This is a genomic window from uncultured Winogradskyella sp. (genome assembly GCF_963975125.1).
Taxonomy (GTDB): Bacteria; Bacteroidota; Bacteroidia; order Flavobacteriales; family Flavobacteriaceae; genus Winogradskyella.
On the sequence record NZ_CAXBGB010000017.1, the window covers coordinates 1 to 18205 of the forward strand.

8 protein-coding genes are annotated in these 18205 nt (G+C 33.3%); all 8 read left to right on the forward strand.

Annotated features, from left to right (window positions below):
• Positions 1–302: 302 nt before the first annotated feature.
• The 8 genes from AAC053_RS04110 to AAC053_RS04145 all read left to right on the forward strand — a co-directional run bounded on the left by AAC053_RS04110 (position 303) and on the right by AAC053_RS04145 (position 18193).
• Entirely contained in the window at positions 303–3110 is a 2808-nt protein-coding gene (locus tag AAC053_RS04110) for a triple tyrosine motif-containing protein (RefSeq protein ID WP_339753125.1), read from the forward strand.
• 296 nt (positions 3111–3406) lie between these two features.
• Entirely contained in the window at positions 3407–6580 is a 3174-nt protein-coding gene (locus tag AAC053_RS04115) for a glycoside hydrolase family 2 TIM barrel-domain containing protein (protein ID WP_339753127.1), read from the forward strand.
• 12 nt (positions 6581–6592) lie between these two features.
• A complete protein-coding gene (locus AAC053_RS04120; protein WP_339753128.1) occupies positions 6593–8557 on the forward strand; it encodes a carbohydrate-binding protein in 1965 nt (654 codons plus the stop codon).
• A 43-nt stretch (positions 8558–8600) separates the two neighbouring features.
• Complete coding sequence (locus AAC053_RS04125) at positions 8601–9416, forward strand: glycoside hydrolase family 16 protein (protein WP_339753129.1); 816 nt, start codon at positions 8601–8603, stop codon at positions 9414–9416.
• A 110-nt stretch (positions 9417–9526) separates the two neighbouring features.
• Positions 9527–12973, forward strand: a complete 3447-nt coding sequence (locus AAC053_RS04130; protein WP_339753131.1) for a hypothetical protein — start codon at positions 9527–9529, stop codon at positions 12971–12973.
• A gap of 14 nt (positions 12974–12987) precedes the next feature.
• Entirely contained in the window at positions 12988–14277 is a 1290-nt protein-coding gene (locus AAC053_RS04135) for a glycosyl hydrolase family 17 protein (protein WP_339753133.1), read from the forward strand.
• A 7-nt stretch (positions 14278–14284) separates the two neighbouring features.
• Entirely contained in the window at positions 14285–15778 is a 1494-nt protein-coding gene (locus AAC053_RS04140) for a glycoside hydrolase family 30 protein (protein WP_339753134.1), read from the forward strand.
• A gap of 39 nt (positions 15779–15817) precedes the next feature.
• Entirely contained in the window at positions 15818–18193 is a 2376-nt protein-coding gene (locus AAC053_RS04145; protein ID WP_339753136.1) for an MFS transporter, read from the forward strand.
• Positions 18194–18205 lie beyond the last annotated feature (12 nt).

Consider the following 18205-nt stretch of genomic DNA (forward strand, 5'->3'; position numbering starts at 1 on the left):
TAAAATATAAAATCAATATAATATTTTGCATTGATTTTTCTCTAGATGTTGAGAAGAGACTCAGTGAAGTCTAATTCCATCTTTTTTAGCGATGAAGAGCAGAAGCTTTTGTTTGTTAATAATTTATATATTTTGTTATAAGGGAAAGTGTATTTTACCTATACAGTTTTAATATCACACCCTACAATTGGTCTTAAAGTTCTTTAATTTACTTAACTTAGTGCCTTAACGCAACCGAGGGATTGTTAATGTTTTTATTTTGATTTAATTAATAGTTCTCATTTGTAAGAAGGTATTTAAAAATGAAATTTGTTAAGAAAATATTCTGTTATTCATTGTTATTAATTGCGTTTTCTGTCAATGCACAAGAGATTCCTCCAATTCAAATTTTTACGCCTCAAGATTATGGTGCAGAAGATCAGAATTGGTCTATATCGCAATCTCAAAATGATTTTATTTATATAGCTAACAATAAAGGTCTCCTAGAGTTTAATGGAGCTTCTTGGAAACTTTATGATTCGCCAAAGGATGATATTTTGAGATCAGTACATGTAGTGGGTGAAAGAATCTATTCTGGAAGTTATATGAATTTTGGGTTTTGGGCTAAGAATGAATATGGTAGTCTCAGATATACTTCCTTAACAGATAATAAAGATTTTACAGTTAAAGAAGATGAAGAATTTTGGGGTATTATAGATATTGAAGGCTACGTATTATTTCAATCCTTCGAAAGGATATACATATATAACACTTTGGATGATAGTTTTAGAATTATAAATTCCGATTCAAGAATCAATAAAATGTTTAAAGTAAATGAATCTATCTATTTTCAAAAAACAGAGGTGGGAATTTTTAAAATTGAGAGTGGTAATGAAGTTTTAATTGTTTCGTCAGTTAATATACAAAATAAAGAGGTCGTTAATATTTATGATTATCCAAAAGGGTTACTTCTTTTAACAAAAGAACATGGATTTTATGTTTTTCTAAATGATAAAATTAAGAAATGGAGTAATACTATAGATAGTTCTTTATCTAATATTAGTGTTTATAGTAGCATTAAACTAAAAGATGGAAGTTTTGTTCTGGGTACAATATCAAGTGGTATTATTCAATTAAGTAATCAAGGAGAATTATTGCTAAAGATTGATCAGTCTGATGGGTTAAGTAATAATACAATTTTATCTATAAAGGAGGATAGTGATGGGAATATTTGGCTTGGACTTGATAATGGTATAAATGTGCTTAATTTAAATTCACCTTACAAAGTTTATAAAGATAAACTAGGTGTCTTAGGTACAGTCTATGCATCAGTAATAACGGATAATCGTTTATATCTAGGTACAAATCAGGGTTTGTTTTACCAGAGTCTTAATTCGGGTTCTAAATTTCAATTTGTTTCTGGGACTAAAGGTCAAGTGTGGAGTTTAAAAATAATAGATGACAAACTATTTTGTGGGCACGATAATGGCACTTTTATAATAGATAAAGACAAATCAGAGAAAATTTCTAATGAAAAAGGTGCATGGATTATTAAGGAGATTGAAGGTTACCCCAACCTTTTAATTCAGGGCAACTATAAGGGTTTAACCATTTTAGAAAAAATTAATAATGATAAATGGCGTTTCCGAAATAGTATAGAAGGTTTTGATATATCATCTAGATATCTTGAGTTTTCTGATGCTAATGAAATACTGGTTAGTCATGAGTATAAAGGTGTTTACAGGATAAAAATTGACAGCGCTTTTAAAAATGTACTTAATTATGGAAAAATAGCGATTGATGAAGGTGTGAAATCGAGTATATTAAATTATAATAACACGATTATTTATAGTTATAAAAAAGGGGTTTATTTTTATGATAAAAACAACAAAGCATTCAAAAAAGATAGCCTTTTGAGTACTTTATTAAGTGGTAAGAATTATTTGTCGGGTAAACTTATTAATGATATCGAGGGTAATAAACTTTGGGGTTTTACAAAGAATGAGATAGTATATATTGAACCTGGGAAATTATCCAATGAACCCGAAGTTAATTTAATAGCTATTTCTAACGAAGTACGAAAAAACAAACCCGGATTTGAAAATTTACTTTTCTTAAATGATGAAACTTATTTAATTGGCACAACTGAAGGCTATCTTATTATTAATTTAAATAAACTACAACAAAAATCTAATGAAATATATTTAAATGAAGTGTCTTACCGTTCGCTGCGTAATGAATTGGTGCCAGTTGATATTCAAAATCCAATTGAACTAGAGAATAAAAATAATAGTATTCAATTTAAATATAGTGTTACAAATTATGATAAGTTTTCTTCTTCAAAATATCAGTATAGATTAATAGGTATTTATGATGATTGGAGTGAGTGGTCTTCTGGCTCTGAAGTGTTTTTTGAAAATTTACCTCATGGAGATTATAAATTTGAAGCAAGAGCAATGACCAGAGGGATAATCTCTAGCAATTTGTTATCCTATAATTTTTTAATCGAAAAATCCTGGTTTCTAAGGCCTTTAGCAATAGTTTTATATGTGCTCGCTGCCTTCGTGATGGCGTTTTTAGTACACTACTTTAATAAGCGACATTACAAAAAACAAAAACAAAAGTTGATTGATAAAAGAGAGAGAGAGTTAGAGTTAGAACAGTTGGAGAGTCAACGCCAATTAATGGAGTTTAAAAATGAAAACTTGCAATTAGATATTGAAAATAAGAATAGAGAATTAGGAATGGCTACAATGAATTTAGTAAAACGTAATGAGCTACTAAATAATATAAAAGATGAGTTGTCAAAAAGTAAATCTTTAGACGAATTTAAAGGTGTTATAAAACTTATAAACTCAAGCTTAAATAACACTAGTGATTGGAAACTGTTTGAAGAAGCCTTTAATAATGTTGATAAAGACTTTATGAAGAAAGTAAAAACACTTCATCAGTCTATAACACCAAATGATTTAAGATTATGCGCCTACTTAAGGCTAAATCTGTCCTCAAAAGAAATTGCTCCGCTACTCAATATTTCACATAAAAGTGTTGAAGTTAAACGCTATCGTTTGCGTAAAAAAATGGGATTAAACCATGACGAGAGCCTTTCTAACTACATAATTGAGTTATAATTTCTATACAAGTACATTTCTTACCCATACAAAACCCATACAAAACCCATACAAAACCCATACAAAATTATTCTTTTTGGAGGTATTGCCCATTTATGTTAATCATTTGTTAATACTGTTAAATCATTAAAACAAAGGCTTACAAGTGTGATTTTAGCAAAAAATATGCTGTTTTTTTAAATTGTATGTTTTATGTATGGTGCTTTTTCGGGAATTTGACAATGATTAAAGTTAAATTTAGCAGAATGATACTTTTCTGTTGTCATAACAAATAATTAATTCTAAAAAACGGTATTATGAGAAAAAGCTTTCTAAGGTTATTATTCTTAGTCATAGTGATTCCAACATTTAGTCAATCTGCCAAAGTATCGGTTGTGAAAAATAATGACGGAATGAAATTAGTAGTCAATGGTGAAGATTTTATGATTAATGGTATGAATTGGGATTATATACCTATTGGCACGAATACTATAAATGCTCGATTTTGGGAAAAATCAGATGATATAATAAAGGCTGGTTTAGATACCGAAATGTCGCTTTTAAAAAACATGGGTGTTAATGTAATTAGACAGTACACTGGTGTACCAGCAAAGTGGATTCAGTATATCTATGAGAACTATGGAATTTACACCATGCTTAATCATTCTTTTGGTAGGTATGGTTTGACTTTAGATGGTGTGTGGACTCCAGTAACCATTTATGACGATCCTAAAACACAAGAATTTCTATTGTCTGAAGTTAATAATCTAGTAAAAGAATATAAAGACACTCCAGGTTTACTAATGTACCTTTTAGGTAATGAAAATAATTATGGTCTTTTTTGGCAAGGCGCAGAAACTGAAGATTTTCCAGACGATGAGGAGAAGAAAAAGTTTATTGGCGAAAAACGTGGTCGACCAATGTATCGACTTATGAATGATGCAGCAAAAGCAATGAAATCTGTTGATACTTCGCATCCAGTTGCAATTTGTAACGGAGACGTTTTATTTATAGATATTGTAGCCGAAGAATGTACAGACGTAGATATATATGGTACAAATACATATAGAGGGGTTTCGTTTACAGACATGTTTGATGTGGTAAAAGAAAAACTAGATATACCATTAATGTTTACTGAGTTTGGCGCCGATGCTTTTAACGCTATAGACAATAAAGAAGATCAGAAAGCACAAGCTTACTATATGGTTGGTAACTGGAAAGAAATTTATGAAAATGCAGCTGGTTTAGGAAAAACAGGCATTTCAATAGGTGGTTTTACATTTCAATTTAGTGACGGCTGGTGGAAGTTTGGATTTGACGATCGAAAAAATGCAGATTTACATGATAATACTGCATCTTGGGAAAACGGAGGATACTCTATTGATTTAGTTCCAGGATCAAACAACATGAATGAAGAGTGGTTTGGTATCTGTGCAAAAGGATCAACTAACGAAAGAGGACTATACGATTTATACCCAAGAGCAGCTTACTATGCTCTAAAGGAAGCACACCAGCTTAATCCTTATGATGATGGTGTAACTGCTGCATTCGTAGCTGATTATTTTGGAAATATCCAATTGATAGATCATGTTTTAAGAGCTAGAGGTGATAAAGCAGCATTAGGTGGCAGTGATACACAAAAAATTAGAATAAGCCAGTTGACGGCTAAGTTTACAACATTCAATACAGGAGGTCGTCTTATTACAACACCAGAAACAGCAGATCCAAATACAAATACCTATCCAAACCAATTAGGTTTTGACCACATGCAATCATATTTTATCGGTATAGAGGGTAATCCTGCGCCTAATATGAGAGCAAATGTAAACTTCAACGTTATCGGCAATGTTGCAGAAAACCCAATTGATGAAATTTTTTATGAAAACAGATCAAGAGCTGTCACAGTAAATACTGATGATGGTAATGTTAGACTCGAAGATATTAACCGTGTCAATGTCTATAACGCAGAATTTGAGTGGAGTGCTAAAGACTTCGATTTAAGAGGTTTTTACAGAACCGGTCATTATCATTGGCAATACGAAGGTGATTTCTTCGGTTTATATCCAGAGGCTAATTATGGGCCGAATTTAGATATTTATGGAGGTGAAATTTTAGGAACTGAAATTGATGGTAAAGGTGCTTTAGAAGGTTTAAAAGCTGCTTTTGGTCCTCAATTGTGGTGGGGCGCGAATCCAGCTATATTACTAAAATACCAACGCAAAATTGGAAACTATCAACTTTCTGGAGTCTATCATAGAGATCTTCAGACAGAATTACAGTTTGATGAAAACGGTCAGCGTATTTTAGATGCGAATCAAGTTCGAAGTGGTATAATTCCTGCTTGGCCAATGGAAAGAGCAACTATTGCTGTAGAGAGGGAATTCGGAAAATTTGGTGTAACATTAGGTGGTATTTGGGGAGGTAGCCCATTGAATGGTAGCTCTTTTCAAGATGTAAAAGGAGGAGTGGTATTTACAGATAAAATCAACAGTAAAGATAATTGGGGAGGTAAAGCTAAGATCACATACAAAGGGGGTAAATTTAATTGGTATGCTCAAGGGGCAGTAATGGGATTGGTTGCTAACGGTGGCGCAGATGCTACTCAAACATTTACTGGTTGGAGATTAAAAGACTCAGGAAGTGGAAACCAATCAAACATCTTAACAGGGTTTACCTACTCTTTTGGGGATTTTCAAGTAGCACCAAATTTTTTATGGCAAAAACCATTGGTTGACGCAATGCCAAACGGTGTTGCCGCACCTGGTCGCTTAAGAAATTATATAGATGACCCATTTGCTGTTCGTGCTAATCGAGAAACTACAGCTGGTGAAATGTTATTAACTTTTGATCCAACTCCTGGGACATGGATGTATGAATGGGATAACGACAGAGCAGAAGATGCTAAATTTGCTATGAATTTAGGGTTTGTATATCGTCGACTTCCAACAACAATGGATGCTTATATCGGTTTCCTAGCCACACGTGAGTTCTTTGCATTCCCTAATGCTGTACCAGCAGAAGATTTATGGGAAATTCATTCAAGAATGGTTTCTAAACTATCACCAGAGTTAGGTCTTATTGGTAATTTCTACTATGGAAACGGTCAAGGTAATGGAGATAGTGAAAGATTGATTAAGCGCTTTGGTGGTGATATTAGAGCTATTTACAAAAAAATGAAATTAGAAACTCATGTTAAAATTAATGACTGGGGACCTTTTGATTACCATAGAGATTTTAACCTTACATACCCTGTACAATTAATGCTAGATCTTTCAACGTCCCTAGGAAAACCAGACTGGTTTATTTTACCTAATACAACAGTAGGCATAAGAGGGACTTGGAGGTCTTTAGATGAATTCTCACCCAGGTTTGGCCCTTCTGCAGTTCCACCAAACACCTTTCCGGCAGTACCAACGTTAAGTCCAGTAGGGTTTCCTGATGGTTCGGAATGGGAAATTAGAACATACGTAAATATTAACATCGGAAAATAAAACTTGGAAACAATGAGAGATATAAGAAACATAAAATTTAAAAGAACTGTCTTGTTAGGGTTAATTATAACTTTAACAATGGGATGCGAAAGAGATCTTTCTGATGATGCTACTGAAGCAACATTCGCTACTACTGGTGATATTTTTATCGATAATTTTGTAGGCATGGGTACTAATTTTTACTTGCCTTTTTCAGATTCCAAACAAGATGCATTCTCAGTTGATGAAAATGAAGGATATGAAAGTTCAGCGTCTTATCGTGTTGATACGCCAAACATTAACGATCCTAATGGCACTTATGCGGGTGCGATCTTAAGAGTAGATGGTGCTGGTAGAGATTTAACAGGTTTTGATGCCCTTACATTTTGGGCAAAAGCATCTCAAGGTGTTTTTTTAGACGAGGTTGGATTCGGTATTGATTTTCTTGAAGACACAAATAAAGTTTCTGTAAGAAACCTAAATATAGGTACTAATTGGACCAAATATATAGTTCCTATTCCAGATGCATCTATATTATTAGAAGAGAGAGGTGTGTTTTGGTATGCTGATAGCTCATTTGAAACTGCAGGTAGTGGATATATTCTTTGGTTTGATGAGATCAAATTCGAGAAATTAGGTACAATAGCACAACCTAGACCAAAAATCTTAAATGGTCAAGACCAATTTTTAGAAACATTTATAGAATCTGTTTTACCAATAGGCGGATTAACCCAAACATTTAATTCAGCAAATGGGGATATTACCGTAGAAGCTTCACCTAGTTATTTTAGATTTACATCATCTAATACTAATGTTGCAACTGTAAGTGAACTTGGTGTTGTTACTGTTGTTGGCTCAAGTATTGCAGACCCTAATACAGGTGAATTGATTCCAACTGTAATTACAGCCACTTTAGATGGTATTGATGCAGAAGGATCATTAAGTTTAGTGTCTTTAGGCGGATTTACAGAAGCTCCAGTGCCTACAGAAGCTCCAGAAAATGTAATTTCATTATTTAGTGATACATACACTGATGTTCCTGTGGATTATTACAATGGTTTCTTTAATGGTGACGGACAAACGACTCAAGGTGGAGAGCCTCCAGTAAATGTAGGTGGAGGTGAAGTTATAAACTATACAGATCTAAATTTTGTTGGTATCGGAACGTTCTTAGAGGTACAACCAATTGATGCCACTCAAATGACACACTTACATGTAGATATTAATGTGCAAGAAGCAATTGATTCAGGGGATTTTATAAGATTACAAATACTTAACGGAGTTCAAACTAGTAATGAAACTTCTGGTGTTAAAACGATTACAAGTTCAGAGTTAATGCAAAACGAATGGAGAAGTTTTGATATTCCTTTAGGTGAGTTTACAGGCACCTTAAGCGCAAGAGATGCTTTAGGATTGCTTTTCTTTATATCTGATACAACAATTTCTAACATATTAGTAGATAATATTTATTATTATAAAGAAGTTGTTGACCCAACGGATAACGTTGATGATTCAGCAGCAACACAAGTAGAGTTACCAATTGGTTTTGAATCTAGTTTAACATATGATTTTATTGGTTTTGAGGGAGCAGATTCTGATGTAGAAACAAATTCAGATCAGAGTGGTATTAATCCTACTCAAACGGTTATGAGGTCAACAAAAACAGTTGGTGCTCAGTTTTTTGCTGGTACAGCTATACAATTAGATGCTTCAGTTGATTTTTCAACTTCGCAAAAGGTTAGAATGAAAGTTTGGTCTCCGAAAGCAGGAATACCAATATTACTTCGTTTCGAAGATCAAAATAATAGTGCTGGTGTTGGTATAGAACTTGTTGCCAATACAACAACTACAAACGAATGGGAAGAGTTAGAGTGGGACTTTAGCACCTTTAATACAACAGCAGATTTTGTTAGGGTAATTGTATTCTTTGAATTTGTTGTTGGGACTACAGGTGATGGAAGCACTTACTATTTTGATGATTTAAAAATATTAGAATAAAAGTTTGATTATGAATAAGAGAATTAATTTAAAAAATTTAAAAATGAAAAAGTTATCAATTATTGCTTGTTTAACTATAGCAGTATCAGTTTTTACTTTTACAAGTTGTTCAACAGACGAAAATCAAACTGTAACCAATTTTAATAATCTGACGATGGCAGATGAGTTTAATACTCCAGGTGCTCCAGACCCAACAATTTGGGATTATAATATTGGCACAGGTGATAATGGTTGGGGTAATAATGATCTGCAATACTACACAGATAGAGAAGAGAATATTGTGGTTGAAGATGGTATGCTAAAAATAACAGCGCGTCAAGAATCTTTTGAAGGTTCGGGCTATACGTCTTCGAGAATTTTGACCAAAGGTAAATTTGAACAACAATATGGTCGATGGGAAGCTAGAATACAAATGCCTTGGGGACAAGGGATTTGGCCTGCATTTTGGATGTTAGGTGCTGACATTGATGACAATCCATGGCCTCAAGCAGGAGAAATTGATGTTGTAGAATTTAGAGGACAAGAACCAACTACAATTTATGCAGGTCTTCATGGACCGGAATATAATGGAGGTGAAGCCGTTTATAAAACATATGATTTAGAAAATGACCGTTTTGATACTGGATTTCACATATTTGGTATAGAATGGGGCTCAGGATATGTAAATTTTTATGTAGACGATGTATTATTTAATCAAATCACCCCATCGGATGTTCCAGGTGAATGGGTTTTTGACAAGCCGTTTTTTATCATAATAAATATGGCCGTTGGTGGTAATTTTGGTGGCTCACCCAACTCATCTACCGTATTTCCGCAAGAGATGTTAGTAGACTACGTGAGAGTATATGCTGCGGACTAAGATTTAGAAATAAATATAAGGCAAAGTGTCTTAAACCTTAACCTTTTTAGCCGGTAAAAACCAAATTACAATTTCAAATCAAATTGCTAACAAGTAACTATACTAGTACATTGAGAAATAATACTATTAAAGATAATGCTGTAAAATTAGAACCTGTTACAATAGATAACAAGGCCTATTTTAGGATTTCAAATAGCGATGAAATGCGACCATTTTTTATGAGCATTGTAAGTGATTCTAATCATTGGATGTTTATATCTAGTAATGGTGGATTAACAGCAGGACGTAAAAATTCTGAATTCTCATTGTTCCCATATTATTCAGAGGATAAAATTACTGAATCCTCTGAAATAACAGGAGCAAAGTCTATCTTTCAAATTAAAAAAAATGATGAATTTCATATTTGGGAGCCATTTTCAATTCGATTTGGAAGCAAATACAACACAAGACGAAATTTATACAAAGGTGTTTATGGTAATTCTGTAATTTTTGAAGAAGAAAATCTAGATTTAAAATTAACTTACAGATACGAATGGTGTTCAAGTAATCGCTTTGGTTTTGTAAAAAAATCGAAACTCATTAATAATGCAGGTACACCAGTAAATGTGTCAGTTTTAGATGGTGTGCAGAATATATTACCTTATGGTGTAGGAGCAGATTTGCAAAATGCCAGTAGCAATCTTGTAGATGCCTATAAACGCACAGAACTTATTGAAGAATCTGGTGTCGGTATTTTTGCCTTAAGCGCCATTATAGTAGATAAAGCAGAGCCAAGTGAGGCCTTAAAAGCTAATGTTGTTTGGTCATTAGGCCTAGATAACTCTATATATTTATTATCATCTCTGCAGCTTAATACATTCAGAAACTTTGGAAGTATTCATCAAGAAACAGATGTGAAAGCTGAAAAAGGAGCATACTTTATTCATGCGGATGTAGATTTATCACCATACGAGAATAAAGAATGGGTTATGGTTGCTAATGTAAACCAAAATCATACTTCTATTGTTGCCCTTTCGAATAGTATAAATACAGAGGATAATCTTTTAGATAAGCTTAATGCGAATATTGCTTTAGGTACTGAAAAATTAATAGAGCTAAACGCAGCTTCAGATGCTTTACAATTAACATCAGATAATTATAGAGATACAAGACATTTTTCTAACACCTTGTTTAATATAATGCGTGGTGGAATTTTCGATGATGGTTATACTATTGAGAAATGGGACTTCAAAAAATATTTACAAGATGCAAATAATGAAGTTTCAAATCGCAATGCTGATGCTATTAATTGCTTATCAGAAAAATTCTCTTTGAGTGAATTAAAAGCCGTAGCAAATTCTTCTAACAACAGAGATTTTGTTCGCTTATGTTTAGAATACATGCCGCTTAAGTTTAGTCGTAGGCATGGAGATCCAAGTCGCCCATGGAACAAGTTTTCAATCAACACAAGAAGTGAAATAGATGGTTCAAAAATTTTGGATTATGAAGGCAACTGGCGAGATATTTTCCAGAATTGGGAAGCCTTGGCACATTCACACCCAGAATTTATTGAGAACATGATTCATAAATTCTTAAATGCCACAACATTCGATGGCTACAATCCCTATAGAGTTACAAAAGGGGGTTTTGATTGGGAAACTATTGAGCCAGACGATCCTTGGTCTTTCATTGGGTATTGGGGCGATCACCAGATAATTTACTTGCTTAAGTTTTTAGAGTTTATAGAAAATCACAAGCCAGGAAAATTAGAAAGTTTTTTTAATAAAGATATATTCGTTTATGCCAATGTGCCATACAGAATAAAAAAGTATGAGAATTTATTAAAAAACCCAAAAGATACTATTGATTTTGCCAAAGAATCAGACCATAAGATTAGAGCAAAAAGAGAAAAATTAGGTGCAGATGGTGCCTTGTTACAAAACGCAAATGGAGACGTAGTTAGAGCGAACTTTATAGAAAAAATACTAGCTACAGTATTAGCAAAGCTATCTAACTTTGTTCCAGAAGGTGGTATTTGGATGAATACGCAACGACCAGAATGGAATGATGCCAATAACGCACTTGTTGGAAATGGTATATCCATGGTGACATTGTACTATTTAAGACGTTTCCTAAAATTCTTTGATGATGTTTTTGAAAACACAACAACGGATACAGTTGAAGTTTCTGTAGAGTTATTGCAATTTTTTAATGAAGTTAAAACGACTTTCGATAATAGTAAAGCGCTATTAAATAGAGATATTAATGATACTGACAGAAAACAAATTCTAGATGCATTAGGTAAAGCCGGAAGTGATTATCGAAGCAGTATTTACAATAGTTCATTTTCTGGCAAAAAGGACGAACTAGGAATTAATGAAGTTAAATCATTTACTAAATCTGCGTTAGCACATTTAGAACACTCAATAGAAGCAAATAAGCGTTCAGATAATCTTTACCATGCTTATAACTTAATGACTGTTGAGTCTAATAATAATCTTTCTATTTCTTATTTATCAGAAATGCTAGAAGGTCAGGTAGCTGTTTTAAGTTCGGGTTATTTGTCTTCAAAAGAAAACTTGACGGCCTTAGATGCATTAAAGCAAAGTAAACTTTTTAGAGAAGATCAATACAGTTATATCTTATATCCATTTAAGGATCTTAAAGGTTTTATGGAGCGAAATACAATTTCTGCTCAAGCTGTAACTAATTCTAAGTTGCTACAGCAGTTGCTCGAAGATGGTAATACTCAAATTATTGAGAAAGATATCACAGGTAAATATCATTTTAATGGAAATTTTAAAAATGCAGGAGACCTTAAAGTAGGTCTTAAAAATTTAAAAAATTCTACTTACCAAGATTTAGTTCATAAAGAAGAAAAAGCAGTGCTTCAAGTTTTTGAAGATGTATTTAATCATAAAGCATTTACCGGAAGATCAGGTACATTCTACGGTTATGAAGGTTTAGGTTCTATATATTGGCACATGGTATCTAAGTTGCAATTAGCAGTTTTAGAGTGTTGCCTTAAAGCGATTAATAACAAAGAAAGTGATGCCATTGTTGGTAGATTGTTAGAGCATTATTACGAAATAAATGAAGGTATTGGTGTTCACAAATCACCCGAATTATACGGAGCGTTTCCAACAGATCCATATTCTCACACACCAACTGGCAAAGGCGCACAGCAACCAGGTATGACAGGTCAAGTAAAAGAAGATATTCTAAGTAGATTTGGTGAACTTGGTGTTTTTGTTACAAAGGGTAAACTCTATTTCTATCCTTGTATGTTACGTAAAGTAGAGTTCTTAGCTGAATCAAAAATTTTCAATTATGTAACTATTGAAAATGAGAAGAGCCAACTTCAATTATCAGAAGGCGAATTATCTTTTACATATTGCCAAGTGCCAGTAGTTTATAAAATTTCACAGAAAAATAGTATAGAAGTAAAATTTAAGGACTCAACCATAAAAACATTCCAAAGTTTAAGCTTAGATGAAGCTACTAGTAAGTCTGTATTTAGTCGTTTAGGTGAAGTGACAGAAATTAGAGTAAATATAACAGAAGATTATTTAAAATAAAAAAAGCAAGACTGATGAAAAAAAGAACACTCATATTACTATCTATTGTATTAGTATTTATGATGTCTTGCAATGAAAACATGAAGGATAAAAAACCTTCTGAACAAAAAATAAAAAAAGTGACAGCTAAAGATATATTAGGAAATTCAGATTACTTAGCCATTTCATATGGTGGTTATAGGGAAAAAACACGTAACGTTCAGCCAACAATTGTAGAGCTAAAAGATGATTTAAAAATTTTATCTGCAATGGGTATTAAAATCATTAGAACATATAATGTTCAGTTATCTCTTCCACATGCATCAAACATTTTAAAGGCAATCACAGAACTTAAAAGTGAAGATCCAAACTATGAAATGTATGTAATGCTTGGAGCTTGGATTGATTGTCTCAATGCATGGACAGATCAGCCCATGAACCACAATATCGAAAGCCCTAATAATGCCGCTGAGATAGATAGAGCAGTTGCTCTGGCAAATCAATACCCTGATATTGTTAAGGTATTGGCCGTAGGCAATGAAGCTATGGTTAAATGGGCAACCAGTTATTTTGTACAGCCTAAGGTGATTTTAAAATGGGTAAAATATTTGCAAAACCTAAAGAAAGAAAACAAATTGCCTAAAGATTTATGGGTAACAAGTTCAGATAATTTTGCGTCTTGGGGAGGCGGTGGCGATGAATACCATGTAGAAGATTTAAACAAACTAATTCAAGCAGTAGATTTTCTATCGGTTCACACCTACCCGATGCACGACACCCATTATCGGCCAGAATTTTGGTTAAATACTGAAGGTTTGGAAGGTAAAACTGATATGGAAAAAATCGAAATTTCAATGTTGAGAGCTAAGAAATACGCTATGATGCAATATGAAAACGTAAAAAAATATATGGAAAGTCTTGGTGTCAATAAACCAATTCATATTGGAGAAACTGGATGGGCAAGTTTTTCTTCAGATCATTTTGGTACTAATGGTTCAAAAGCTAGCGATGAGTACAAAGAAGCACTTTACTATAAATATATGATAGACTGGACAAACGAAGCAGGAATATCGTGTTTTTACTTCGAAGGATTTGACGAACCTTGGAAAGGTGGTGATAATTCAGGAGATTCTGAAAAGCATTTTGGATTATTTACAGTAGATGGTAAGGCAAAATACGCTCTTTGGGACATGGTAGATCAAGGCATTTTTGAAGGATTAACCAGAAATGGAAATGTGATAACAAAAACTTATGATGGTAGTAAAAAAACATTAATGGAAAGTGTTTTAGTTCCGCCTTCTGAGTATGAAACCATGGCAAATTGATAATGATATGAAATCACTAAAATATGGCATCTATTGTTTCTTATTAATTATTGCTATGAGTTGTAATAAAAAACAAAAATTATTAAATGTTGAAGTTTACGAAACTTCCGCTAGTGGTAACAAATTAACGAGAATCTCAGAGTTCGCTTCAGCAGATTCTTCTTCAGATATAAAAATTATACCAGAACAAGAGTTTCAATCTATTACAGGTTTTGGTGGTGCGTTTACAGAATCTTCGGCTTACTTATTGAATAAATTAAGTAAGAAAAATAGAGACACTATTATAAAAGCCTATTTCTCAAAAGAAGGGGCTAATTACTCATTGACAAGAACACACATGAATTCTTGTGATTTTTCATTGACACAATACTCATATTCGCCTGTTGAAGACGATATGATGTTAGAACATTTTACTATAAAAGAGGATAAGGACGATTTAATTCCGATGATAAAAGATGCCATGGAAGTGTCAGAAGATGGTTTTAAAATTTTCGCATCTCCATGGACTGCAGCACCTTGGATGAAAGATAATAAAAAGTGGGTTGGCGGAAAATTACTACCAAAATACTATGATACTTGGGCATTGTTCTTTTCGAAATATGTAGACGCATACAAAGCTGAAGGTATCCCTATTTGGGGTTTCACTGTTGAAAACGAACCACATGGCAATGGAAACAACTGGGAAAGTATGCACTTTTCACCAGAAGAAATGACCGATTTTGTACAAAACCACTTAGGTCCAAAGTTAGAAGCAGACGGAAAAGGAAATAAGATAATTCTAGGATACGATCAAAATAGAGCTGGATTAAAAGAATGGGTAGATGTGATGTATGCTACTGAGGAATCTTCAAAATATTACGATGGTACTGCTATACATTGGTACGAGAGTACTTATGATTTTTTTCCAGAAGCTTTACAATATGCTCACAATAAAGCACCAAATAAATATTTAATAGAAACCGAAGGGTGTGTAGATTCTGAAGTCCCAAAATGGCAAGACGATAGGTGGTATTGGTCTAAAGAAGCAACTGATTGGGGTTGGGATTGGGCATCAGTAGAAGATAAACATTTACATCCTAAGTATTCACCAGTAAATAGGTATGCAAGAGACATAATAGGATGCCTAAACAACTGGGTAGATGGTTGGGTAGATTGGAATATGGTTCTCAATAGACAAGGCGGACCAAATTGGTTTAAAAATTGGTGTGTAGCACCAGTAATTGTAGATCCTGAAGCCGATGAAATATACTTTACACCTTTATACTATATCATGGCTCATTTTAGCAAGTATATAAGACCAGATGCAAAAGTCATTGGTGTAAATAATACTGACAAAGAATTAATGGTAGCCGCAGCAAAAAACCCAGACAATTCAATTGCTGTAGTCATTTTTAATGAAGGTAGCACAGATAAGAATTTTACTTTAAACTTAAATAAAAAATATGTAGATATTATGATTAGAGCGCAAGCGATACAGACTATTATGTTACCTACTAATTAGGATTATTAACTACTAATTATTAACTAAATCATCTCAACTATGTCAAATTCCACTACGTCATCTAAGGTACCAATGGGACAAAAAATAGCCTTTGGTTTTGGTATGCTAGCCAATCAAATGTTTCCAGCAGCTCTAGGAATTTTTATGGTGGTTTTAGTACAAAATTTAGGTTTTCCTGGCTGGATGTGGGGTATAATTTACTTTTTCCCTAGAATATTCGATTCTTTTACAGACCCTATAATGGGGTTTATCTCAGATAACACAAAATCTAAATGGGGCAGACGAAGACAATATGTTTTTATTGGTGCTATTATTATGGGAATATCCTTTGCTATTATGTGGCAATTATACAAAGATAGCGGAGTAGATTACAATTTTGCTTATTTTATGTTTTGGTCTTTCATCTTTTATTTAGGTCTTACCATTTTTAGTGTTCCATATGTAGCTATGGGTTATGAGATGAGTGATGATTTTCACGAACGCACAAGTATTATGGCTGTTGCACAATGGATAGGGCAATGGGCTTGGGTAATTGCACCTTGGTTTTGGGTTATTATGTATATTAATGGCGATGATGGATGGTTTGAAACAGCAGAGGAAGCTACAAGAACATTAGCGATTTGGGTTGGTGTTACCTTAATGTTTATTGCAATCATACCTGCTATATTTATTAAAAGTAAATCTACTTTAGATGAAGACTATGCCGATTTATCACTCAAAAACATAAAAAACAGTTTTAATGAAATTAAATTAGGGTTTAAAGAAGCTTTAAAAATAAAACCTTTCCGAAAGCTATGTATTTCAACATTTTTGATTTTTAATGCGTTCAATACTGTTGCAACATTTACTTTTTTTATAATTGTATATCAATTATTCAATGGAGATGCAGAAGCTGCAAATGCTGGATACTGGCCATCGCTATTTGGTTGTTTAGGAGCATTATCAACAACTTTTATAGTAATTCCTATTGTTACATGGATGTCTCGTAAGTTAGGAAAGAAAAATGCATTTATATGGTCTCAAGGAATTTCTATAATCGGTTATGTAATGCTTTGGTTCTTATTAATTCCTGGTAAACCATACATGTTCATCTTTGCACTACCTTTCTTTTCTTTTGGTATTGGAAGCTTGTTTACATTAATGATGTCAATGACCTCTGATGTTATAGACTTAGATGAATTAAATACAGGAAAACGACGCGAAGGTATTTTTGGAGCTATTTATTGGTGGATGGTAAAGTTTGGTTTTGCTATTGCTGGTGCTCTTAGTGGTGTCATTCTAACTGTTATTGGTTTTCAAGAAGGTATTCCTTCAACGGAGCAAGAAGGTGCTATAATTGGTTTACGCGCATTCTTTTCTGGTCTTCCAATATTAGGAACGTTATTCGCTATGTATATAATGCGTGATTATGATATAACTGAAAAGCGAGCCCTAGAAATAAGTGCAGAATTAGCAAATAGAAAAATAAAAAAGAAAACAAAAGGACTATCATCTGCATATGGTTCAGGGAACTTATTGTCTGTTTTAAATTGTGATATTAAGCTCGATGATTTTAATGGCATAGATTTAAATTCTAAAAGTATTGATCAAGTAAAAGAGCTTTTTAATAAGAACTTAAATAACAAATTACACGGGCTATGTTTTAGTCCGTATGTAGAAGGGCAAGATACCGACGATATATTAACTGAATCTCAGATTCTTCGTCGAATGAATGTTATTGCACCTTACACAAAATGGGTTCGTTCATTTTCTTGTATGGAAGGGAACGAGCTTATACCGAAGATTGCTCATCAGAAAGGACTAAAATCTATTGTGGGAGCTTGGATTAGTAATGATAAAGATCGAAATGAAAGGGAAATACATACATTAATTAAACTTGCAAAAGCAGGATTGGTAGATATTGCAGCTGTCGGTAACGAAGTATTATTACGTGGTGATATCTCTGAAGAAGAATTAATAATATATATAAATAGAGTAAAGAAGGCCCTATCTGGCTTAGATATTTCTGTTGGTTATGTAGATACATACTACGAATATTATACGAGACCAAATCTGGTTGATGCAACGGACGTTATTTTGGCGAATTGCTATCCATTTTGGGAAGGTTTTAGAATTGAGAATTCTTTACAACATCTAAGAGAGATGTACGAAGTTACAAAACAAGTAGCAAATGGGAAACCGATAATAATTTCGGAAACAGGTTGGCCTAGCCAAGGGCAAACAGCTGAAGATGCTCATCCATCACAATTAAATGCAATGAAATACTTTATTCAATCACAAGAATGGGCCAGAAAAGAAGGAGTAGAAATTTTTCATTTCTCGTCTTTTGACGAATCATGGAAAGTCCGTGTAGAAGGAGAACTCGGTGCTCGATGGGGAATTTGGGACAAGGATGAAGAACTTAAGTATAGTTAGAGTATTATAATT